Origin of the sequence: Pseudomonas sp. GM25 (genome assembly GCF_000282255.1) — a bacterium.
GTDB classification, from domain to species: Bacteria; Pseudomonadota; Gammaproteobacteria; order Pseudomonadales; family Pseudomonadaceae; genus Aquipseudomonas; species Aquipseudomonas aphyarum.
Window position 1 is genome coordinate 23,930 of sequence record NZ_AKJQ01000037.1, and the last position, 21,536, is coordinate 45,465.

The 21,536-nt window shown below is 59.7% G+C and carries 19 protein-coding genes; 12 read left to right on the forward strand and 7 right to left on the reverse strand.

All coding sequences use genetic code 11. The annotated features are described in order from the left end of the window. Positions 1-116: 116 nt before the first annotated feature. From PMI24_RS13225 to PMI24_RS13245, 5 genes are all read left to right on the forward strand, one after another. Entirely contained in the window at positions 117-1,421 is a 1,305-nt protein-coding gene (locus tag PMI24_RS13225) for a homoserine dehydrogenase (protein ID WP_007954635.1), read from the forward strand. Between the two features lie 66 nt (positions 1,422-1,487). Next, positions 1,488-2,897 carry a threonine synthase gene (gene thrC / locus PMI24_RS13230; RefSeq protein WP_007954636.1) on the forward strand — a complete coding sequence of 470 codons (1,410 nt, stop codon included), beginning with the start codon at positions 1,488-1,490 and terminating at the stop codon, positions 2,895-2,897. A 119-nt stretch (positions 2,898-3,016) separates the two neighbouring features. Next, complete coding sequence (locus tag PMI24_RS13235) at positions 3,017-4,387, forward strand: transporter substrate-binding domain-containing protein (protein WP_007954637.1); 1,371 nt, start codon at positions 3,017-3,019, stop codon at positions 4,385-4,387. A 118-nt stretch (positions 4,388-4,505) separates the two neighbouring features. Then, positions 4,506-4,913 carry a response regulator gene (locus PMI24_RS13240; protein WP_007954639.1) on the forward strand — a complete coding sequence of 136 codons (408 nt, stop codon included), beginning with the start codon at positions 4,506-4,508 and terminating at the stop codon, positions 4,911-4,913. Between the two features lie 164 nt (positions 4,914-5,077). After that, positions 5,078-5,359: a DUF3509 domain-containing protein gene (locus PMI24_RS13245; protein WP_007954641.1), complete on the forward strand. Its 282-nt coding sequence runs from the start codon at positions 5,078-5,080 to the stop codon at positions 5,357-5,359. A 175-nt stretch (positions 5,360-5,534) separates the two neighbouring features. On the opposite strand, the gene PMI24_RS13250 is transcribed toward PMI24_RS13245, so the two are convergent. After that, positions 5,535-6,428 (reverse strand): TIGR02285 family protein, encoded by an 894-nt coding sequence (locus tag PMI24_RS13250; protein WP_238553825.1) that lies wholly within the window; start codon positions 6,426-6,428, stop codon positions 5,535-5,537. 13 nt (positions 6,429-6,441) lie between these two features. After that, positions 6,442-7,641, reverse strand: a complete 1,200-nt coding sequence (locus PMI24_RS13255; RefSeq protein ID WP_007954644.1) for a CaiB/BaiF CoA transferase family protein — start codon at positions 7,639-7,641, stop codon at positions 6,442-6,444. 146 nt (positions 7,642-7,787) lie between these two features. On the opposite strand from PMI24_RS13255, the gene PMI24_RS13260 reads away from it, so the two are divergent. From PMI24_RS13260 to PMI24_RS13275, 4 genes are all read left to right on the forward strand, one after another. Next, positions 7,788-8,330: a YaeQ family protein gene (locus tag PMI24_RS13260; RefSeq protein WP_007954646.1), complete on the forward strand. Its 543-nt coding sequence runs from the start codon at positions 7,788-7,790 to the stop codon at positions 8,328-8,330. Between the two features lie 54 nt (positions 8,331-8,384). Further along, positions 8,385-10,094: a single-stranded-DNA-specific exonuclease RecJ gene (gene recJ, locus PMI24_RS13265; protein ID WP_007954648.1), complete on the forward strand. Its 1,710-nt coding sequence runs from the start codon at positions 8,385-8,387 to the stop codon at positions 10,092-10,094. 232 nt (positions 10,095-10,326) lie between these two features. Continuing rightward, positions 10,327-11,433 carry an NADH:flavin oxidoreductase/NADH oxidase gene (locus tag PMI24_RS13270; RefSeq protein WP_007954650.1) on the forward strand — a complete coding sequence of 369 codons (1,107 nt, stop codon included), beginning with the start codon at positions 10,327-10,329 and terminating at the stop codon, positions 11,431-11,433. A gap of 91 nt (positions 11,434-11,524) precedes the next feature. Continuing rightward, positions 11,525-12,058, forward strand: a complete 534-nt coding sequence (locus PMI24_RS13275; RefSeq protein ID WP_007954652.1) for a GNAT family N-acetyltransferase — start codon at positions 11,525-11,527, stop codon at positions 12,056-12,058. A gap of 12 nt (positions 12,059-12,070) precedes the next feature. Here PMI24_RS13275 and PMI24_RS13280 read toward each other — a convergent pair whose 3' ends face one another. After that, complete coding sequence (locus PMI24_RS13280; protein ID WP_007954654.1) at positions 12,071-13,699, reverse strand: glucan biosynthesis protein D; 1,629 nt, start codon at positions 13,697-13,699, stop codon at positions 12,071-12,073. 403 nt (positions 13,700-14,102) lie between these two features. On the opposite strand from PMI24_RS13280, the gene PMI24_RS13285 reads away from it, so the two are divergent. The 3 genes from PMI24_RS13285 to PMI24_RS13295 all read left to right on the forward strand — a co-directional run bounded on the left by PMI24_RS13285 (position 14,103) and on the right by PMI24_RS13295 (position 16,651). After that, positions 14,103-14,288, forward strand: coding sequence for a hypothetical protein (locus PMI24_RS13285; protein ID WP_007954656.1), 186 nt, complete (start codon positions 14,103-14,105; stop codon positions 14,286-14,288). A 480-nt stretch (positions 14,289-14,768) separates the two neighbouring features. Further along, positions 14,769-16,022: an AAA family ATPase gene (locus tag PMI24_RS13290; RefSeq protein WP_007954658.1), complete on the forward strand. Its 1,254-nt coding sequence runs from the start codon at positions 14,769-14,771 to the stop codon at positions 16,020-16,022. A 2-nt stretch (positions 16,023-16,024) separates the two neighbouring features. Then, a complete protein-coding gene (locus PMI24_RS13295) occupies positions 16,025-16,651 on the forward strand; it encodes an RloB family protein (protein ID WP_007954659.1) in 627 nt (208 codons plus the stop codon). A gap of 44 nt (positions 16,652-16,695) precedes the next feature. On the opposite strand, the gene PMI24_RS13300 is transcribed toward PMI24_RS13295, so the two are convergent. From PMI24_RS13300 to PMI24_RS13315, 4 genes are all read right to left on the reverse strand, one after another. Continuing rightward, the gene (locus PMI24_RS13300) at positions 16,696-18,180 is read right to left on the reverse strand and encodes an APC family permease (protein WP_007954661.1); all 1,485 of its coding nucleotides are present in this window, start codon (positions 18,178-18,180) and stop codon (positions 16,696-16,698) included. A gap of 144 nt (positions 18,181-18,324) precedes the next feature. Further along, entirely contained in the window at positions 18,325-19,749 is a 1,425-nt protein-coding gene (locus PMI24_RS13305; protein ID WP_007954662.1) for a gamma-aminobutyraldehyde dehydrogenase, read from the reverse strand. A 51-nt stretch (positions 19,750-19,800) separates the two neighbouring features. After that, positions 19,801-20,610 carry an ABC transporter permease gene (locus PMI24_RS13310; RefSeq protein ID WP_007954663.1) on the reverse strand — a complete coding sequence of 270 codons (810 nt, stop codon included), beginning with the start codon at positions 20,608-20,610 and terminating at the stop codon, positions 19,801-19,803. Further along, complete coding sequence (locus PMI24_RS13315) at positions 20,600-21,535, reverse strand: ABC transporter permease (protein WP_007954664.1); 936 nt, start codon at positions 21,533-21,535, stop codon at positions 20,600-20,602. The genes PMI24_RS13310 and PMI24_RS13315 overlap by 11 nt, the downstream gene beginning before the upstream one ends. Position 21,536: the final 1 nt, after the last annotated feature.

Consider the following 21,536-nt stretch of genomic DNA (forward strand, 5'->3'; position numbering starts at 1 on the left):
CAGGCGTTGACGAGCGTGGTCCGGCGGCAGGATTGCCGGGCCATCAACAGAGAGCCGCGAACCTGCGGTTGTTTTCACGGCCGGCCTCGTGTCGGCCGTTTTATGGGGAGTTCACAGTGAAACCGGTCAAAGTAGGCATCTGTGGGTTAGGGACCGTCGGTGGCGGAACCTTCAACGTACTTCAGCGCAACGCCGAGGAAATTGCTCGTCGTGCCGGGCGTGGAATCGAAGTGGCACAAATTGCCATGCGCACGCCAAAGCCTCAGTTCCAGACGACCGGTATTGCGATTACCAACGATGTCTTCGAAGTGGCCACGAACCCTGAGATCGACATCGTCATAGAGCTGATGGGCGGCTACACCGTTGCCCGCGAGCTGGTACTCAAGGCCATCGAGAATGGCAAGCATGTGGTCACCGCGAACAAGGCTCTGATTGCCGTTCACGGTAATGAAATTTTCGCCAAGGCACGCGAGAAAGGCGTGATCGTGGCATTCGAAGCGGCGGTCGCCGGCGGCATTCCGGTGATCAAGGCGATCCGTGAAGGCCTGTCCGCCAACCGTATCAACTGGGTCGCCGGGATCATCAACGGCACCGGTAACTTCATCCTCACCGAAATGCGCGAGAAGGGTCGCACCTTCGAAGACGTGCTGGCCGAGGCGCAAGCGCTGGGCTACGCCGAAGCCGACCCGACCTTCGACGTCGAAGGCATCGACGCCGCGCACAAGCTGACGATCCTGGCTTCGATCGCATTCGGTATACCGCTGCAGTTCGACAAGGCTTACACCGAAGGCATCACCAAGCTGACCACCGCCGACGTGAACTACGCCGAAGCGCTGGGCTACCGCATCAAGCACCTGGGCGTTGCACGCAGCACCGCCGCCGGCATCGAGCTGCGCGTACACCCGACGCTGATCTCGGCCGATCGTCTGATCGCCAACGTCAACGGCGTGATGAACGCGGTGATGGTCAACGGTGACGCTGCCGGCTCGACCCTGTTCTACGGCGCCGGCGCCGGCATGGAGCCGACTGCTTCGTCGGTGATCGCGGATCTGGTGGACGTGGTTCGCGCCATGACCTCCGACCCGGAAAACCGCGTGCCGCACCTGGCCTTCCAGCCGGACTCGCTGTCGGCCCATCCGATCCTGCCGATCGAAGCCTGCGAAAGCGCCTACTACCTGCGCATCCAGGCCAAGGACCACCCGGGCGTACTCGCTCAGGTGGCGAGCATCCTCTCGGAGCGCGGTATCAACATCGAGTCGATCATGCAGAAGGAAGTCGAGGAACACGACGGCCTGGTGCCGATGATCCTGCTGACCCACCGCGTGCTGGAACAGCACATCAACGATGCGATCGCCGCCCTCGAAGCGCTGGCGGGCGTGGTCGGTCCGGTTGTGCGGATCCGCGTCGAGCACTTGAACTAAGCCGATCTCCTTCATCGGTCCCACCAGCGGGGCCGGTGTCGTGAACACTGTCCATTGGAGTCAGTCATGCGTTACATCAGTACCCGCGGCCAGGCACCGGCCCTGAATTTCGAAGACGTCCTGCTGGCCGGTCTCGCGACCGACGGCGGTCTGTACGTCCCGGAAAACCTGCCACGTTTCACCCAGGAAGAAATCGCTTCCTGGGCCGGCCTGCCGTATCACGAGCTGGCTTTTCGCGTCATGCGCCCGTTCGTCACCGGCAGCATTCCGGACGCCGATTTCAAAAAGATTCTTGAAGAAACCTACGGTGTGTTCGCCCACAACGCCGTTGCGCCGCTGCGTCAGCTGAACGGCAACGAATGGGTGCTGGAGCTGTTCCACGGCCCGACCCTGGCGTTCAAGGACTTCGCCCTGCAACTGCTCGGTCGTTTGCTCGACTACGTGCTGGAAAAGCGCGGCGAGCGCGTGGTCATCGTCGGCGCCACCTCCGGTGACACCGGTTCGGCCGCCATCGAGGGCTGCAAGCACTGCGAAAACGTCGACATTTTCATCCTGCACCCGCACAACCGTGTGTCCGAAGTGCAGCGTCGGCAGATGACCACCATCCTCGGTGAGAATATCCACAACATCGCCATCGAAGGCAACTTCGATGACTGCCAGGAAATGGTCAAGGCCAGCTTCGCCGACCAGAGCTTCCTCAAGGGCACCCGTCTGGTGGCAGTGAACTCGATCAACTGGGCGCGGATCATGGCCCAGATCGTTTACTACTTCCACGCAGCCCTGCAACTGGGCGGCCCGGCGCGCTCGGTGTCGTTCTCGGTGCCGACCGGCAACTTCGGCGACATCTTCGCCGGATACCTGGCGCGCAACATGGGCCTGCCGATCAACCAGTTGATCGTCGCCACCAACCGCAACGACATCCTGCACCGCTTCATGAGCGGCAACCAGTACGTCAAGGAAACCCTGCACGCCACGCTGTCGCCGTCGATGGACATCATGGTCTCGTCGAACTTCGAACGCCTGCTGTTCGACCTGCACGGTCGCAACGGCGCGGCGATTGCCGGCCTGATGGATTCGTTCAAGCAGGGCGGCGGCTTCAGCGTCGAACAGGAACGCTGGACCGAGGCGCGCAAACTGTTCGACTCGCTGGCCGTGGACGATGCGCAAACCTGCGAAACCATCGCCGAAGTCTACGAGCAGACCGGTGAAGTGCTGGATCCGCATACCGCCATCGGCGTCAAAGCCGCTCGCGAATGCCGCCGCAGCCTGGACATCCCGATGGTGATTCTGGGCACGGCGCATCCGGTCAAGTTCCCGGACGCGGTGGAGAAAGCCGGTGTAGGAAAAGCTCTCGAACTACCTGCACATCTTTCTGATTTGTTTGAGAGAGAAGAGCGCTGCACTGTGCTGGCGAACGAGCTCAAAGCCGTGCAAGCCTTTGTCAGCCAGCATGGCAACCGCGGCAAGCCTCTTTAAGCCCGCAAAGCTGTCACATTTTGAAGCCCGTCTCCTGACGGGCTTTCTTGTTTTTGCATGCCACACTGCGCGCGTTTCGCCCACCAAGGACGGGCGAGTCGATGACGAAGGATGTGGCAATGCGGTTTTTTTCAGGATTGAAACCAGCTCTGTGCTGGTTGTTTTTATTGGGATGTTTCGGGTTGTCGCAGTGGATCGAAGCAGCCCATCTGACGAAGCATTCCGATGCGCTGGAGGCGGTTCAGCCCATCGAGCTGGATGAGCACGAGCGTCAGTGGATTCGAGATAACCCACGGGTGACCGTCGCCTCGGTGCAATACCCGTTGTATCTGTTTCAGGACGAGCATGGCCAGTGGAGCGGCTTGAACAACGATGTACTCAAGCACATCAGCGCCATGACCGGATTGCAGTTCGTTCATCAGGAATCGTTTTCCACCGACCACATGCTGGAACGACTCCAGAGTGGCGTGGCCGACATCAGCACGACGTTGGCAATGAACGACGAGCGCAAGGCGTTTCTGGAGTTCAGTCATGCGTTTGGCGGTGCCGGGTGGGTGTTCGTCGGTCATTCGGGCGAGCCGGCAATACGGTCGCTCGAGATGCTGGCCAAGCGGGTACTGGTGCTGCCGGCCCGACATGCGCTGGAGGACAGCATTCGACGTGACTACCCGTCGATCGAGATCCGCTCGGTAAAGACCTATGCCGAGGCTCGGGCGCTGGTCGAAAGTGGCGAGGCTTACGCCACCATCGAAAACGAGATCGGCGCTCAGCTGTTTCCCTCCGGCCTGCTCAGGGTCGGTGGTCTCGTCGAGGGCAAGTGGGAGGCCGACCATCTGGCGGTACGCAAGGGGCTACCTGAGCTTGTGAGCATCCTCAACAAAGCCTTGGGCGCTTTCTCGGCGGCCGAACTGCGTGCCATGCGCCTGAAGTGGCTGGACGGAGTCTCACCTGCGCCGGCACCGTCGTTCCGCGCTCGGCTGATCGAGTGGGGATGCTGGGGGATGGGGGCACTCGGGGTGTTAGGCCTGCTTTCGCTGCTATGGAATCGTCGACTCGCTACCGAAATAAAACAGCGAAGGGAGGCTGAAAAGCGCCTGGGTGATCAACTGGCCTTTCAACACGCATTGATCGATGCGATGCCTGACCCTGTGTTCGTTCGCGATCTGCAGGGCCGGTTGATCATGTGCAACCGCAGTTATGAAGATGCGCTGTCGGTCCGACTGGAGCAGGTGCAGGGCCGGATGCTGTTCGAATTCGATGCACTGCCACAAGCCACGGCATTGATGCTGCATGACGAATTCATGGCGCAGCTGGGTACGCGTAAAACACGCTTCAGCAAGCGGCAACTGATGTTCAAGAGCGGGCCCCGTCAGATCTATCAATGGACGGTGCCGTTTTACAGTGTCGATGGAAAATTGCGCGGCCTGCTCGGGGGCTGGACGGACATCACCGAGCGGCGGAAGGAGAGCGGGTGTCGATGTCTGCATTAAAGATGGGAAAAGTCCTATAAAACGCGGCTACTTTTCTGATGGGAGGCTTAGGACGAACACCCTAGAGTGACAAGCCACTGCGGCGTGAATCCGCGATTGTCGTTCCAGAGGTCGTCCCATGCGCTCGCTCAAGATCCTGATTCTCGAACCCAACCCGTTCCAGTTGATGGCGTTGCACCAGATGCTCAACGCCATCGGTATCTACGATGTGCTGACCGCGCCGTCGCTGGGTTCGGCAAAGCGTTCACTGGAGCGCCGCGGAACCGTCGACATCGCCGTGTGCAATCCACAGTTGCAGAGCGGCGACGGGTTGGCGCTGATCCGGCATCTGTCCGACCGGCAAGCTGCGCGGGCACTGATTATGGTGGGGGCTGTGGCACCCTCCATGCTGGATGATCTGGAAACCTTGCTGGGCGAGCACCGGATCACCTTGCTGGGCCGCCTTCACACGCCGGTCTCGGCGGTGTTGATGAGGGCGTTGCTGGACACCTACATGACCATCCCCCGGCATTGCGTCGACGCTTGAGCCCCATGGTTATTTTTCTGTCATCTTCACCATGCATGCTCCGATAGGCCGGTGACGCTCCGGGAGAGGCCGGCGGCAGGCAGAACTTTCCTCTCGGGCCGGTGGTCATTTACTGTGAACACGCCCCAGACACTGTGTTTTCGGACTATTGAGTGGAGATCGAGATGGAAAGTATCAGTCTATTGCTCGGTGAGGCTCTGAGCCCGTATCAAGTAACGTTGACCCCTCGCGGTCGCCACGGCGAATGCCTGGTGACCTTGAAGAACGGCAGCGGCGCGATCGTGGTGGAGCGCGAATTCAATCAGGCGCAATTGAGCGACAAGCGCCAGCTGACGGATGTGGTCGACGGCCTGCACCGTGACATCCTGATTGCCGAAGGCCGGCTGGAACCCTGTGTGATCGCCGCGTTGCGAAACGCAGCCCTCGACAAGCACCCGTCCCTCTGAAAACTGATTTTTCAATTGTGGGAACCTTCCTGCATCCCGATCAGTCAGACCCCGTAACAGCAGGATCAAGCATTGTGCTCCGGTGCTTGTCGCTTGCTGCTACGGGTCTTTGATACAGACCACGTTTAACCCCGAGTCGTCTCCCCACTTCTCGGGGTTTCTTTTTGCCCGGATTTCACTGCGCGGCCTGTTGCTCGAAGAAAATTCGCGCCTGTTCCAGATAATCCTCGCGCCGCTCGGGGTCGAGCCAGTCGGCGTAGAGCTGGTTGAGGTGTTCGTGGGGCAGGGTGCGCAACAGCTGATTGATCTCAGTGATCGCCTGCCGACCCGCCGTGGTATCGGTGCAACCGACATGGCCCGACAGGTACTTGCCCGTGCCGCGAATCGGGAAGAACAGCAGTTCGTCTTCGGCGATCTCGGCCTGGCGCGCCTGGTAACGGATTTCCGGCCAGTAACCCAGTACCACCTGCAAACGCCCCAGACGTTGCATCGACAGCAGGCTGCTGAGCGCATCGTTGCCGTAGTGAGGCGTCAGCGCGCCGCTCGGTGCCTGATGCAGCAATGTATCGATGTACTCGCCATAACTGCGTTCCGCTACCACTCCGACTTTTCGCTCGCCGTTCGCCAAAAACGCCGACAGATCGACTTCATCCTCGACCAGAAACGGCTCCAGCACTTCGCGATCTCTCTGACGCACCACCAGACCATTGCTGACCGCGCGAAACGCGGGAATGGAGAACGCAATCCACTGGGCGCGTTCCTTGTTCCAGATCAGCGACGGATCGCAGGCAAAGGGATGTTCATGAAGCATTTGAATGCCACGGGCGCGATTGACCCGCATCAAGGTGTGTTCGTATTGCGGCATGCCGGCAATCAGCATCGGCATCAATTGATCGATAACGCCCTGGCCCTTTTTCGGGCCTTCGAAGATCGTCAGTGGCGGCAGGTCGCGCAACAGCCAGATCAACGTCGGTTTGGCCTGCGCCCACGCCGGCAGCACCAGCAGAAATAGCAGGCCGAACAACCGCCATGTCCACCAATGGTGGGCGCGGTTCGAGGCCGAGGGCATCAGGCGCTTCAGCTCAGATGGCTCCGTCTTCGCGCAGCCGGGCGATCTGCTTCTCGTCGTAGCCAAGATCGTGGAGTACCTGCGCATTATGTTCACCGAGCTGCGGTCCGACCCATTCGGACGTGCCGGGTGTATCAGAGAGTTTCGGCACGATGCCCGGCATCTTGAAGGGTTTGCCGTCCGGCAGTTTGGCGTGCAGGAACATTTCCCGGGCCAGGTACTGCGGATCGTTGAACATGTCTTCGGCGCTGAAGATCCGGCTGGCTGGCACTTCGGCCTGATTCAGCAGATCCAGCACGGTTTGCAGCGGCAGCGAATTGACCCAGCGGTCGATCACGCCGTACAACTCGTCACGGCGGGTGTCGCGCCCATCGTTGCTGGCCAGCGCCGGGGCATTGGCCAGATCTTCACGGCCGATGATCAGCATGAAGCGCTTGAAGATCGCATCGCCATTGGCGCCAATCTGCACGTGTTTGCCGTCGGCGCTGGTGTGGATCGAGGAGGGCGTGATGCCCGGCATGATGTTGCCAGTGCGCTCACGAATGAATCCGAACACATCGAACTCCGGCACCATGCTTTCCATCATGGCGAAGATCGCTTCATACAGCGCCACATCCACCACCTGGCCGAGGCCGCCGTTGACCTCGCGATGACGCAGGGCCATCAACGCGCCGATCACGCCCCACAGAGCGGCAATCGAATCGCCAATGGAAATTCCGGTGCGTACCGGCGGCCGGTCTTCGAAACCGGTGATGTAGCGCAGGCCACCCATGGATTCGCCGACTGCACCAAACCCAGGCTGATCCTTCATCGGCCCGGTCTGGCCGAAACCGGACAGACGCACCATCACCAGTTTCGGGTTCAGCGCATGCAGGGTTTCCCAGCTCAGGCCGAGTTTTTCCAGCACGCCCGGGCGGAAGTTCTCGATCAGGATGTCGGCTTCACCCAGCAGTTTTTTCAGGATCGCCAGGCCATCGGGGTGTTTCAGGTTCAGCGTCAGGGACTTTTTGTTGCGTGCCTGGACGAACCACCACAGCGAGGTGCCTTCGTACAACTTGCGCCATTTGCGCAGCGGATCCCCGCCGTCCGGCGACTCGATCTTGATCACTTCGGCGCCGAACTCGCCGCAGATGCGCGAGGCAAACGGCCCGGCAATCAAAGTACCCAATTCAATGACTTTCAGACCGCTGAGCGGTTTGTTGGCGAACGGCATGCGAGATCCTGTAGGACAAGGCTGAGCGGATACAGCGTTTTAACATAGCCGGCTGTCAGTCGCGCAAGGTTGATCGCCATCAATTCGTGGATTGCCTACAGCATCGGTTAGACTTGCCGACTTTCCTCGTATCAAGAAGCCCGTTCATGGCCCAGCCGTCCACTACCTACAAATTCGAACTGAACCTCACCGATCTCGACCGCAGCGTCTACGAGAACGTGAAGCAGACCATCGCCCGTCACCCTTCGGAAACCGAAGAACGCATGACCGTACGCCTGTTGGCCTACGCGCTCTGGTACAACGAGCAACTGTCGTTCGGTCGTGGTCTGTCGGACGTGGATGAACCTGCGCTGTGGGAAAAGAGCCTGGATGACCGTGTCCTGCACTGGATCGAAGTCGGCCAGCCGGACGCGGATCGCCTGACCTGGTGCTCCCGTCGCACCGAGCGCACCAGCTTGCTGGCCTACGGCAGCCTGCGTGTCTGGGAAGGCAAGGTCATTCCGGCGATCAAAAACCTGAAGAACGTCAACATTGCCGCTGTTCCTCAGGAAGTGCTGGAAACCCTGGCCCAGGACATGCCCCGCGTCATCAAGTGGGACGTGATGATCAGCGAAGGTACGATCTTCGTCACCGACGACCGTGGCCAGCACGAAGTCCAGCTCACCTGGCTGCAAGGCGAGCGCGGTTAAGTCCGCGCTACCCACGAAAAATCCCACGTATCCAAGAGAAGCTCCTGTCACCCCATGCGTATCGATCCTCGCCCGTTGCCCGCCACTCTGCCGTTTCTCGGTGAACTGCCACCGCTGCTGACCCGCTTGTACGCGGCACGGGGCGTGCAGTCCGAGGCGGAGCTGGACAAGAGCCTGGCGCGGCTGATTCCGTTCCAGCAGCTCAAAGGGATCGATGCGGCGGTGGACCTGCTGGTGACGGCACTGGAGCAGCGTCAACGGATCCTGATCGTCGGCGACTTCGACGCCGACGGCGCGACGGCCAGCACCGTGGGCGTGCTCGGTTTGCGCCTGTTGGGCGCGGCGCACGTCGATTATCTGGTGCCGAACCGCTTCGAATACGGCTACGGCCTGACCCCGGAAATCGTCGAAGTCGCGATGACCCGCGAGCCGCAACTATTGATCACCGTCGACAACGGTATTTCCAGCGTGGAAGGTGTGGCGGCTGCGAAACGTCACGGTCTGAAGGTCTTGATCACCGACCACCACTTACCCGGCGATGAACTGCCGCAGGCCGATGCGCTGGTCAATCCGAACCAGCCCGGCTGCGAGTTCCCGAGCAAGGCGCTGGCCGGTGTCGGGGTGATTTTCTATGTGTTGATGGCGTTGCGCGCGCGCCTGCGCAGCCTCGGCTGGTACGAGAGCAAGCCACAACCGAACATCGGCGAACTGCTGGATCTGGTGGCACTGGGCAGCGTCGCCGACGTGGTGCCGCTGGATGCCAACAACCGGATCCTGGTGCACCAAGGCCTGGAACGAATTCGCGCCGGACGTGCGCGGCCGGGGATCAAGGCGATCCTGGAAGTGGCCAAGCGCGAAGCCTCGCGCATTACTTCTACCGACCTCGGTTTCATCGTCGGCCCGCGTTTGAACGCGGCGGGGCGTCTGGATGACATGAGCCTGGGTATCGAGTGCCTGCTGACCCACGACGCTGCGCTGGCCCGGGAAATGGCTGCGCAACTGGACGGCATGAACCAGGATCGCAAATCCATCGAGCAGGGCATGCAGCGTGAAGCGCTGGCCCAGCTCAAGGACTTGCCGGTCGAGTCGATGCCGTTCGGGTTGTGCCTGTTCGATCCGGAATGGCATCAGGGTGTCATCGGTATTCTGGCGTCGCGGATGAAAGAGCGGTATTTCCGCCCGACCATCGCCTTCGCCGATGCTGGCGACGGTTTGCTAAAGGGCTCGGGGCGTTCGGTTCAGGGCTTTCATATCCGTGATGCGCTGAGCGTGGTTGCGGCGCAACATCCGGATCTGATTGCCAAGTACGGCGGCCACGCGATGGCGGCCGGTCTGACCTTGCCGCAGGAGAATTTTCCATTGTTTGCCGAGGCATTTGACGCCGAAGTGCGTAGGCAGCTTCGCGAAGAAGACCTGACCGGGCGCCTGCTGTCGGACGGCACATTGGCGGTCGAGGAGTTTCATCTGGAACTGGCTCGCGCCCTGCGTCACGCCGGGCCTTGGGGCCAGCATTTCCCGGAGCCGTTGTTTCACGGCGTGTTCCAGTTGGTCGAGCAGCGAGTGGTCGGCGAGCGGCACCTGAAAGTGGTGCTGAAAACCGAATGCGGTTCGGTGAAACTCGACGGCATCGCCTTCGGGATTGATCGCGATATCTGGCCGAACCCGACGATCAAATGGGTCGAACTGGCCTACAAACTCGATTTGAACGAGTTTCGCGGCAATGAAACCGTGCAACTGATGATCGCCCACATCGAACCGCGCTAAAGGTCGTTGCGCCCCTTGCTGAAGGGGCGCAGGCAGCTTCAATTGTCCTGTTTCATTTCTGAACCCTCCCTCATCCCCGGATGTCGACTAGGCTCTAAGCACTGCTTGATTGGCCTTGTGACGTCTTGTCGAATTTTTTGCCCGCGGGGGCGGGTGCTGCACCTTTTTCCTGTCACTCGTCGACTTTTCAAACAGAACCCTGGAGCCTGCCCACTGATTTGAGAGGTGCCCCATGAGTCTGCTGCTTGAACCCTTTACCCTTCGCCAACTGACCCTGTCCAACCGCATCGCCGTGTCGCCCATGTGCCAGTACTCCAGCGTCGATGGTCTGGCCAACGACTGGCATCTGGTGCACCTCGGCAGCCGTGCCGTGGGGGGCGCTGGCCTGGTATTTACCGAAGCCACGGCGATCACGGCCGACGGGCGGATCACCGCCGAAGACCTGGGCCTGTGGAACGACGAACAGATCGCACCGCTGCAACGCATTACCCGTTTCATCAACGCGCAGGGCGCAGTGGCCGGCATTCAACTGGCCCACGCCGGGCGCAAGGCCAGCACCCACCGGCCGTGGATCGGCAAGCATGGCAGCGTCAAACCGGACGACGGTGGCTGGACGCCGGTCGGTCCTTCGCCCATTGCCTTCGACCCCCAACACACCCAACCCAAACAGCTTGATGAGGGGCAGATCGCCCAAGTCATTCAGGACTTCGTGGCAGCAGCCAAACGCGCGCTGACCGCCGGTTTCAGTGTGGTCGAGGTGCATGCGGCGCACGGTTATCTGTTGCACCAGTTTCTATCGCCATTGAGTAACCAGCGCCGCGACCAGTACGGCGGTTCGTTCGAAAACCGCATTCGTCTGGTGCTGCAAGTGACCGAAGCGGTGCGCGCGGTGTGGCCAGAAGAACTGCCGGTGTTTGTGCGCCTGTCGGCTACCGACTGGGTCGAGGACGGCTGGAACCCCGATGAAACCGTGGAGTTGGCGCGACGCCTGAAAGCCTTGGGGGCTGATCTGATCGACGTGTCATCGGGCGGCACGGCGGTTAACGCCGAAATTCCTGTGGGGCCGGGTTATCAGACGCGCTTCGCCGAACGGGTGCGCAAGGAGTCGGGCATTGCCACCGGCACCGTGGGAATGATTACCGAGCCGGCCCAGGCCGAGCACATCCTGCGGACCTGTCAGGCCGACATCATCTTCCTCGCCCGTGAACTGCTGCGTGATCCGTACTGGCCGCTGCATGCCGACGATGACCTGGGCGGACGCAAAGCGGTGTGGCCGGCGCAGTATCAACGTGCGACCCATCGAGATCAGCCGATTCACGAGTCTGATCTGCGGGATTGATTCCGACCGGTCGCAAAGCCTATAAAACCCGCCATTGAACCGGCGGGTTTTTTCTTGCCTGTCGTTTGGAATCGCAAAGGAATGGATCGCAATGTTGATCGAACGAGAGCTGACTGAATCGGACTTGCCTCTGCTGGCGCTGATCGACCGCAGTGAGTTGGTCGAAGAGTGCTATCGCGTGGAAAACGGTGAGCTGGTTCTGTATCCGGCGCGTTTCGACATGCGCGGATGGCCCGAAGGTGAGGCGGAGGAGAATGCGCGCGTACTGGAAAAATGCTGGCGCAGCGGCGGATGGCTACACGGGCTTTTCTATGGTGAAACACTGGTGGCGGCAGTGGTTGTGGATAACCGGGTTATTCAAAATCAGAGCCTGAAGATGCGGCAGTTGAAGTTTCTGCACATCAGCCGCACCTGGCGCGGGCAGGGATTGGGCGGGCGCTTGTTTGCACTGGCTTGCGAGCATGGCCGACAGGTAGGTGCCGAAGCGTTGTACGTCTCTGCGACCGAGTCGCGCAATACCGTGGAGTTCTATCAGCGCCAGGGTTGCCGGTTGCTGACGCAACCGGACCCCGAGCTGTTTGATCTGGAACCCCACGATATCCACTTGTACTGCCCGTTGGCCTGACGGCTCAACGCATCAAGGATACTTGCGCTTGTCCGGCGCCGGCGGGAAGTACTGGTACAACCAGGTCTCGCTCAACGTGCGGTCGTTGGTGCGGATGAACAGTCGCAGCTCCACCGGCTCCACGCTGTCATTGGTCGGGTACCAGTCGAACAGGATCCGGTAACCCTTGATGTCATCCAGCACCAGCACGCTGAAATCCTGCACCTTGCCGTTGGAGCAGGTCACCACCGGTTCGATCCCGGTGCCCTGCGGCAGGCGATCCAGACCGCCACCCGTGAAGTCCACGGCAAAACGACGGGCCCAGACTGGCGGGTAATGCTCGCCCGGTGCCCAGCCTTCGACGAATCCACCCATGCCCGAACGGGTCGCATGCACCCGCGCCAGCGGCGTACCGACCGGCGGCAGAGCGCTCCAGTAGAGCTTGTAGCCGTAGTTCAGCGAGTCGCCAGCCGCTACCGGTTTCTTCGGCGTCCAGAACGCAACGATGTTGTCGAGGGTTTCACCGGTTGTAGGAATTTCCAGCAGATCGATGGAGCCTTCGCCCCACGCGGTTGTAGGTTCTACCCACAGGCTCGGACGCTTGCTGTACCAGTCGACAGTGTCCTGATAGTTGGCGAATTCATGGTCGGTCTGCACCAGACCGAAACCTTTCGGATCGGTGTCGGCGAAGGCATTGAATTGCAGGGTCGCCGGGTTGTTCAGCGGGCGGCAGATCCACTCGCCGTTGCCGCGCCACATGGCCAGACGATCCGAGTCGTGGATTTGCGGATGGATGGTGTCGCACATCCGGCGCTCGTGGGTGCCGCAGCTGAACATGCTGGTCATCGGCGCGATGCCCAGTTGTTCGATGGCGGTGCGGGCATTGATGTGGGCATCGACTTCCATCACCACGCGCTCGGCCTGGCAATCGATGTCGAAGCGATAGGCGCCGGTCGCGCTCGGCGAATCGAGCAGGGCGTAGACCACAAAGCGGGTCGCGTTCTGGTCCGGAGTTTCGAACCAGAACTTGGTGAAATCAGGGAATTCTTCGCGTTTCTTGGCGTAGGTGTCGACGGCCAGGCCACGGGCGGAGAGGCCATATTGGCCAGTGGCATCCACCGCGCGGAAGTAGCTGGCGCCGAGGAACGACACCACGTCATGCCGGTCCAGTTCCGGTGCCTTGAACAGCTTGAAGCCGGCAAAACCCAGGTCGCCCTTGAGCTGCTGGGTGTCGACCGAGGTGTTCTCATAGTTGAACAGCTGAGGGCGGAAATGCACCTCGCGGGCCGTGCGGGTCTTCGGATCGACGCTGTACATGCGCACCGGCTGACGGAAACCCATGCCGACGTGGAAGAACTGCACATCGAGCTGACCCTTGTTCTCCTTCCACAGCGAATGCTCGCCGTCGTAGCGGATCGCATTGAAGTTCTGCGGGGTCATGGTCGCCAGGGTCGGCGGCAGCACCTGTTTGGTGTCCTGATACGCGCTGCCGGCCAGTTGCTTGGCCTGGCGCTTCAGCGTTTCAAAGTCGAAAGCCTGGGCTTCACCGTCGGCGGCACCGCCAGAGGCGGCCCAGGCGCGTGCGGCGAGCAGGCCGGAGGCGGAAAGGCCGGTGTAAGCCGCAATGGCCATGGACGCTTTGAGCAAATTCCTGCGGTGCATAGATACAACCTGTCGTGGACAATCCCGCGCCGTTCCTGGCACGTACTGGATCAGAAATTACGGTTCGGACAAGCCTTCGGCCAAACGCTACGGACTAGTAACAGATGCCCGCTAGCTTAATCCGTTCGCTGATTTTGCAAAATTCATTGATAGCACGACGACAGCGTCTCAATGAAACAAGACGTTACGGTTACTTATCCCACAGCCTTTTCTGATTTATAGGGCATATCTGCTTTTTTCGACTAATTACTCTAAAAACAGCTTTTCAGCGCCGATTTAATTTCTATTCTATGGGCATGGCCGGTCACGACCCATCCGACCGGCAGGGCTCAAATCGCTGCTTAAAGGAGCAGGGCGATGCGGTTTTCGAAAATTTCTGACGTACTGGAAAAGGACATCGTCCATGACAAAAGGACAAGGCATCACCGAAATGTTGGGCATCTTTCCCTGCCTCACCAACGTCCGGCGAAGACGCCGGCTCAGTCCTGACGAACTGAAACTGGTGGAGCGTTACCGCGAGTTGTCGGAAAGCGACCGGATTGCGATGAGGTATCTGGTGGATGCGATGAGGAGTGTTTCGCGATTTTGAAGTGAAAAACCAAAGGGGCGGACTGTGAAGTCCGCCCCTTTTTCATTCTTGGGGCTTACCGTGGACGCTGCGGTTGCATCAACCCCTTTGAAAATTTGGGTGGCGAACCGAGTGGCGTTCGAAGTCGGGATACTTCCCGTCAACACGGCAAAACCGGAAGGCCCGCGCCACGCGGCCCGCCATAACGCAGAACTGCAGTTCGGAATAACCACAGTTCAATGAAGGGCAAACACCGTGTTGACAGATTTCCGGCTTCGACCTCAGCTACTAATTGGGCTGCAACGGGACAAAGCCTATCGGTCAGGCGCTAGCGGTGCCAGGTCTACTCTGACGACGCTGGTTGTAGGAATTGAAGATCCTTCTCGTAAGCAGCATCTGTAGGAATTTCCTGTTTTTGCATGTCCTGCAGAGAGGCAGCCCCTAAGCGGCAGTTTTTCCTTTATTTATTCGAATTCCAGGAATGAACTGCAGGTTTTCTACATGCTGATCGAATTTTCGGTTTCCAATTACCGCTCGTTTCGGGACAGGCAAACCCTGTCCATGGCGGCCACTCCTCGTTTGAGCAAATCGAGTAATACCTTCAAACCTCCCATCACTGCTGAAAGACTCCCTGATTTATTGAAGGTCGCGGCAATCTACGGCCCGAACGCTGCCGGGAAATCTTCATTGATCCGCGCAATGGGGATCGTGGGACGCTTGATGGCGGTTCCTTCGGGATCAAATGACGATGCACTGCCGGTTTCACCTTTCCGGTTTGACCGGGCTTTGAATGATGCCCCCAGCTTCTTTGAGTACGACTTTATACAAGCCGGGCTGCGCTATCGGTTCGTGCTCGGACTGACTGCCCGGAGAGTTGTTCAGGAGCAATTGCTCGTCTATCCCAAAGGAAAGGAAACCCTGCTCTATCGCCGCCAGTTTGATGCGGAGGGCGAACACTATGTGTTTGGTAAAACCCTTGAGGGTGGCAAGGAAGTACACAATGCCTGGCGTCGATTAACCAGTCCGAAGATGTTGTTTATCGCGCAAGCCGTTGCCAATAGCAGCGAAGAGTTGAGCCAGTTGCGCTTACCGTTCAGTTGGTTTCAAACCGGGTTGCTGGTAGTGGAACAGAACAACATGCTTGGTTTGTCCACAGCGTCGATTCGGTTTCTGAAAATGGTCAAGAACCATACGAGTGATCTTCGCGACTTTCTCAAGGCTCTGGATATTCCTGTATCGGCCATTCAACTCAACGCGGACGAAGACATAGCGACCTCGGGCAATGGAAAACTGACTTTGAAAGAGTTCGTCGCGGCGGCGCAAAAGGACAAGCTGACCCTTACGCATTCCAGTGTTTCAGGTGACGCCGAATTCGATTTTTCTGAAGAGTCGTGTGGCACAAAGAATCTGATCGGCTTCTGGCTACCCTGGTTCATGATGAATCAGGCCGGGGGCAGCGGGGTTTTGTGTGTCGATGAACTGGACAGCAGCCTTCATCCTGAAATCGTGGCTGACTTGATTGGCAAGCACTTGAGCAGTGGTCTGGACACTCAGTTGATCTTTACCACTCACGACACGCATCTGATGAATGAAAAGATTCTCAGGCGGGATCAGTTCTGGATCACCGAACGCGATGCCCACGGCGCTACCTGCCTGTTTTCCGTGCACGATTTTGAGGGACGGGAAAGTGAGGATGTCGAGAAGCGCTACTTCGAAGGCCGCTATCGCGGATTGCCGCTGATAAGGCGGGATTGAGAATGGTGGGTTCGAACAGGTCGTTTGATCGAAAGGCTTCACGTTTCAAGGCGCAGCCGAAAGTGTTGGTCTTGTGTGAGGACAGTAAGTCAGGGAAGCGTTATCTGGAGGAGGCCGCGTTTTATTTTCGGGCCAAGGCACAAGTTGAAATCGTTCATTGCGGCATTACGCATCCGAGCGGGATAGTCGAGCGCGCGGTTGTGCGACAAAAGCAGTTCGACAAAGTGTTCTGCGTGTTGGATCGTGATACTCACTTGTGCTTCGAGCGGGCACTGAATGTTGCGAGGTCTCATCCCAGGATCACAGTCATCGCCTCGTATCCATGTTTTGAGTTTTGGCTTCTGCTGCACTTTGGTTTCAATCGAAAGCCTTTCAGGGCGGTCGGCAAAAACTCTCCGGGTGATCTGGTTACCAAGAGCCTGAGAGCGAAGCCCGGCATGTTTAGATATGAAAAGGGAAAGGACATCAGCTATTTCACTCAACTGCTTGGAGAACCATTCAATATGGCGAGAACGCTGGCACCGAAAATCCTGGAGGATGTTTCTGTCAGTGGTGAGCCCAACCCAAGTACCGAAATCCATTTACTGATGGACGAATTTGAAACTCTCTCCAAACCTCAGTTGATCTAGTCATGCGAACCATGCCCGCATCCTTGCGGGCAGGTTGTGCTCTGTTACCGACCCACCTTCCACGCATCCCCAGCCGGCGCCTTCCCATGGTCATACGGCTTGCCAATCCACATGTAAATCAACCCCAGCCCAATCACGATCGCCGTGCTCAGCACCATCGCGTAGTTGATGTACCACGCTGCATCCGGCGTGCGTGGCCAGGCCATGTTGATGATTGCGCCGACGCCGTACACCAGCGCGCCGATGTTCACCGGCCAGCCCCAGGCGCCGAGGGTGAATTTGCCGCTCGGTTTCCAGCCTTTGCTGCGGGCGTACAGGGCGGCGAGGACGATCATTTGAAACGCGAGGTAGATGCCGATGGCGGCGAAGCTGACGATGGTGGCCACGGCGTCTTGCAGGAAGAAGCCGAGGGCGATGATCAGGCCGGGCAGGACGCCGGACACGAACAGGGCGGCAACTGGAACCTGCGTCGTAGGAGAAATCTTTTTCAGCAGTCGGCTGCCGATGACCATTTCATCGCGAGCGTAGGAATACAGCAGACGACTCGCCGCCGCCTGCAGGCTGATGACGCAGGAGATGAAGGAAATCATCACCACGCCCATCACCACTTTCGAACCGACCGGGCCGAAGGCGTTGTTGAGGATGGTGGTGACCGGGTCCTTGTCGGTGCCGTTGATCACCGCTTGCATGTCCGGTACGGCGAGGATCAGCGCCAGGCAAGCGAACATCGCCGCGATGCCGCCGATGTAGATGGTCATGCGCATAGCCACCGGGATTTTCTTGCTCGGGTTCGGGGTTTCTTCGGCCACATCGCCGCAGGCCTCGAAGCCGTAGTAGAGGAACATCCCCGCCAGCGACGCGGTGAGGAACGCCGGAAGATAGGAGCCGTCGACGCTGATGTCGAAGGTGTTGAACAGCACGCTGATCGGCTGGTGACGCTCGAAAATCAGCAGGTACACGCCGACGATCACCGCGCCCACCAGTTCGCAGAGGAAGCCGAACATGGCGATCCGCGCCAGCACTTTAGTGCCGCTGAGGTTCACCAGCGTGGCGAACAGCGTCAGCACCAGGGCGATGACGATGTTGGTGTTGTTGCTGGGCTCAAAACCCAGCATGGCGGCGAGGTACGGGCCGGCGCCGACCGCAACGGCGGCGATGGTCACGCACAGGGCGATGGAGTAGATCCAGCCGACCATCCATGCCCATTTCTTGCCCACCAAGCGACGTGCCCACGGGTAGACGCCGCCGGAAATCGGGAACTGCGACACCACTTCGCCGAAGATCAGGCACACCAGCAATTGCCCGCAACCGACCAGCAAATAGGCCCAGAACATCGGTGGCCCGCCGGCGGCCAGGCACAGGCCGAACAGGGTATAAACCCCTACGACCGGTGACAGATACGTGAAGCCCAACGCGAAGTTTTCCCACAGGCTCATGCTGCGGTTGAAGTTGGAGGTGTAGCCCAGCTGGCGCAGTTGTTCGGCATCGCTGTCGGCAACGGCGGCTGAGAGATCGGGTGATGCACTCATGTGTGTTTGCTCCGTGAAATCGGCAGATTTCGGATGGCCGAAGCCGTGGCGGGGCTTTGTGAGCGCCGCCCGGATCGGTAGTTATTGTTTTGAATGCCTGGTGATGCGGATGACCGGTTTCTGCCTTGAAGCCGGGGGATACCTTTAGTGCTTGAACATCACATGCCGAACCGTGGTGTAGTCCTCCAGCCCGTACATGGACATGTCCTTGCCGTAGCCGGACAGTTTCTGACCGCCATGAGGCATTTCGCTGACAAGCATGAAGTGCGTGTTCACCCAGGTGCAGCCGTACTGCAACCGCGCAGACAGTCGATGCGCACGTCCTACATCCGCCGTCCACACCGAAGACGCGAGGCCGTAGTCCGAATCGTTGGCCCACTCCAGCGCCTGAGCCTCATCGGTGAACTTGGTCACCGAGACCACCGGCCCGAACACTTCGCGGCGGACGATCTCATCGTCCTGCTGGGCGTCGGCCAAAACGGTTGGTTCGAAGAAGAAACCGTTGCCGTCCACAGCCTTGCCGCCAGTGATCAAGCGAATGTGCGGTTGCGCCACGGCGCGTTCGACAAACCCGGCCACGCGGTCGCGATGCTGGGCGGTGATCAGTGGCCCGAGCTCGGTCGACGGATCATCTTGCAAGCCGTACTTGATGCTGCTGACCGCTGCGCCGAGCTTCTCGACGAACTTGTCGTAAATGCCTTGCTGGGCGTAGATCCGGCACGCGGCGGTGCAGTCCTGGCCGGCGTTGTAGAAGCCGAAAGTGCGAATACCTTCGACCGCCGCATCAATGTCGGCATCGTCGAAGATGATCACCGGCGCCTTACCGCCCAGTTCCATGTGCATGCGTTTGACGCTGTCGGCGGTGCTGGAAATGATGTTCGAACCGGTGGCGATGGAACCGGTCAGCGACACCATGCGCACTTTCGGATGGGTTACCAGCGGACTGCCCACGCTCGGCCCACGACCGAACACCAGATTGAGTACACCGGCAGGGAAAATATCCGACGCCAGTTCGGCCAGACGCAACGCGGTCAGCGGGGTTTGTTCCGACGGCTTGAGCACCACGGTATTACCGGCGGCGAGGGCCGGGGCGATTTTCCAGGCGACCATCATCAGTGGGTAGTTCCACGGCGCGATGGAGGCGATCACGCCCACCGGGTCGCGGCGGATCATCGAGGTGTGGCCGGGCAGGTATTCGCCGCCGGCCGAACCGCTCATGCAACGGCTGGCGCCGGCGAAGAAACGGAACACGTCGGCAATCGCCGGAATCTCGTCATTCAGCGCGGCGCTGTAGGGTTTGCCGCAGTTGTCCGATTCCAGTTTGGCCAGTTCTTCGCCGTGGGCTTCGATGGCGTCGGCGAGTTTCAGCAGCAACAGCGAACGGTCCTTCGGCGTGGTCTGCGACCATTCGGCGAAAGCACTGTCGGCGGCGCGCACGGCGGCATCAACCTGGGCCTCGGTAGCTTCGTTGATTTCCACCAGCACTTCACCGCGCGCCGGGTTGAGCACCGGTTGCGCCGGGCCTTCGCCGTTGACCAGTTGGCCGTTAATCAAGAGTTTGGTTTGCATGTTGTTGTCCTCTTTCTACTGCAAATTCAGGGTGGGAAAGGTCAGGGGAAATCATTTGCCGCCGCTGCCGGCCACGCTCTCGCCACCCCGGGTCAGGTAGTAGGCGCCGAGGATCGGCAGCATGGTCACCAGCATCACGAGCATCGCCACGACGTTGGTCACCGGCACGTCCCGTGGGCGGCTCAGTTGATTGAGCAACCACAGCGGCAAGGTGCGTTCATGGCCGGCGGTGAAAGTGGTGACGATGATTTCGTCGAACGACAGCGCAAATGCGAGCATGCCGCCGGCGAGCAACGCCGAGCCGAGGTTCGGCAGGATGATGTAGCGGAAGGTCTGCCAGCCGTCGGCGCCGAGGTCCATCGACGCCTCGATCAGGCTGTGCGAGGTACGGCGCAAACGGGCGATGACGTTGTTGTAGACGATCACCACGCAGAAGGTCGCGTGGCCGACGATGATGGTGAACATCCCCGGCTCGATCCCCAGCGTCTTGAAGGTCGCCAGCAGCGCAATCCCGGTGATGATCCCCGGCAGTGCAATCGGCAGGATCAGCATCAGCGAAATGCCCTGTTTGCCGAAGAAGTCCCGGCGGTACAGCGCCGCCGAAGCCAGCGTGCCGAGCACCATCGCAATCAGCGTGGCGATGGCCGCGATCTGCAGCGACAGCTTGATCGCTTCCAGCACGTCCGGCCGCGAAAACGCCACGCTGAACCAATGCAGCGTGAAGCCTTTCGGTGGAAAGCTGAACGCCGCATCTTCGGTGTTGAAGGCGTAGAGGAAGATGATCAGGATCGGGAAGTGCAGAAACACCAACCCGCCCCAGGCTGCAATGCGCAAGCCTATTGAAGCCTTTTCAGAGTGCATCGAAGGCCCCCAGTCGTTTGACGATGGACAGGTAAATGGCGATCAGCACGATCGGCACCAGCGTGAACGCCGCGGCCATCGGCATGTTGCCGATTGCGCCCTGCTGCGCGTAAACCATGCTGCCGACGAAGTAGCCCGGCGGGCCCACCAGTTGCGGCACGATGAAGTCGCCCAACGTCAGCGAAAACGTGAAGATCGAACCGGCAGCAATCCCCGGAACCGACAGCGGCAGAATCACTTGCATGAAGGTCTGACGCGGCTTGGCTCCAAGGTCGGCAGAGGCTTGCAGCAGCGACGGCGGAAGGCGTTCCAGCGAGGCCTGGATCGGCAGGATCATGAACGGCAGCCAGATGTAGACGAACACCATGAACCGCCCCAGATGCGAGGTCGACAAGGTGCTGCCGCCGACCCCGGGAATCCCCAGAATGAACTGCAGAACCGGCTCCAGCCCCAGGTGCTGAACGAACCACTGCGCGACGCCGCCCTTGGCCAGCAGCAGCGTCCATGCGTAAGCCTTGACGATGTAACTGGCCCACATCGGCATCATCACCGCGATGTAGAAAAACGCCTTGGTCTTGCCGGTGGTGTAGCGCGCCATGTAGTAGGCAATCGGGAACGCGACGATGGCGCTGGCGATCGACACCACGACCGCCATGCTCAGGGTGCGCAGAATGATGTCGAAGTTCGATGGCTGAAACAGCGCGGCGAAGTTGGCCAGGGTCAGGTCCGGAGTGACCGCCATGGTGAAGTCGTCGAAGGTGTAGAAACCTTGCCACAACAGCACCAGCAGTGAGCCTAGATAGATCGCGCCAAACCACAACAGCGGCGGCACCAGCAGCATCGACAAGTACAAGTTAGGCTTGCGATAGAGCAGGTTGGAAAACCTGCGCAACGGTGCCGATTGAGGGAGGGCGAGGGCGGTCATG

Bases quoted from the DNA above. Each gene is read 5' to 3' on its own strand.
- thrC (WP_007954636.1), top strand. From the start codon at position 1,488: ATGCGTTACATCAGTACCCGCGGCCAGGCACCGGCCCTGAATTTCGAA.
- PMI24_RS13235 (WP_007954637.1), top strand. From the start codon at position 3,017: ATGCGGTTTTTTTCAGGATTGAAACCAGCTCTGTGCTGGTTGTTTTTA.
- PMI24_RS13240 (WP_007954639.1), top strand. From the start codon at position 4,506: ATGCGCTCGCTCAAGATCCTGATTCTCGAACCCAACCCGTTCCAGTTG.
- PMI24_RS13245 (WP_007954641.1), top strand. From the start codon at position 5,078: ATGGAAAGTATCAGTCTATTGCTCGGTGAGGCTCTGAGCCCGTATCAA.
- PMI24_RS13250 (WP_238553825.1), bottom strand. From the start codon at position 6,428: ATGCCCTCGGCCTCGAACCGCGCCCACCATTGGTGGACATGGCGGTTG.
- PMI24_RS13255 (WP_007954644.1), bottom strand. From the start codon at position 7,641: ATGCCGTTCGCCAACAAACCGCTCAGCGGTCTGAAAGTCATTGAATTG.
- PMI24_RS13260 (WP_007954646.1), top strand. From the start codon at position 7,788: ATGGCCCAGCCGTCCACTACCTACAAATTCGAACTGAACCTCACCGAT.
- recJ (WP_007954648.1), top strand. From the start codon at position 8,385: ATGCGTATCGATCCTCGCCCGTTGCCCGCCACTCTGCCGTTTCTCGGT.
- PMI24_RS13270 (WP_007954650.1), top strand. From the start codon at position 10,327: ATGAGTCTGCTGCTTGAACCCTTTACCCTTCGCCAACTGACCCTGTCC.
- PMI24_RS13275 (WP_007954652.1), top strand. From the start codon at position 11,525: ATGTTGATCGAACGAGAGCTGACTGAATCGGACTTGCCTCTGCTGGCG.
- PMI24_RS13280 (WP_007954654.1), bottom strand. From the start codon at position 13,699: ATGCACCGCAGGAATTTGCTCAAAGCGTCCATGGCCATTGCGGCTTAC.
- PMI24_RS13285 (WP_007954656.1), top strand. From the start codon at position 14,103: ATGACAAAAGGACAAGGCATCACCGAAATGTTGGGCATCTTTCCCTGC.
- PMI24_RS13290 (WP_007954658.1), top strand. From the start codon at position 14,769: ATGCTGATCGAATTTTCGGTTTCCAATTACCGCTCGTTTCGGGACAGG.
- PMI24_RS13295 (WP_007954659.1), top strand. From the start codon at position 16,025: ATGGTGGGTTCGAACAGGTCGTTTGATCGAAAGGCTTCACGTTTCAAG.
- PMI24_RS13300 (WP_007954661.1), bottom strand. From the start codon at position 18,180: ATGAGTGCATCACCCGATCTCTCAGCCGCCGTTGCCGACAGCGATGCC.
- PMI24_RS13305 (WP_007954662.1), bottom strand. From the start codon at position 19,749: ATGCAAACCAAACTCTTGATTAACGGCCAACTGGTCAACGGCGAAGGC.
- PMI24_RS13310 (WP_007954663.1), bottom strand. From the start codon at position 20,610: ATGCACTCTGAAAAGGCTTCAATAGGCTTGCGCATTGCAGCCTGGGGC.
- PMI24_RS13315 (WP_007954664.1), bottom strand. From the start codon at position 21,535: ATGACCGCCCTCGCCCTCCCTCAATCGGCACCGTTGCGCAGGTTTTCC.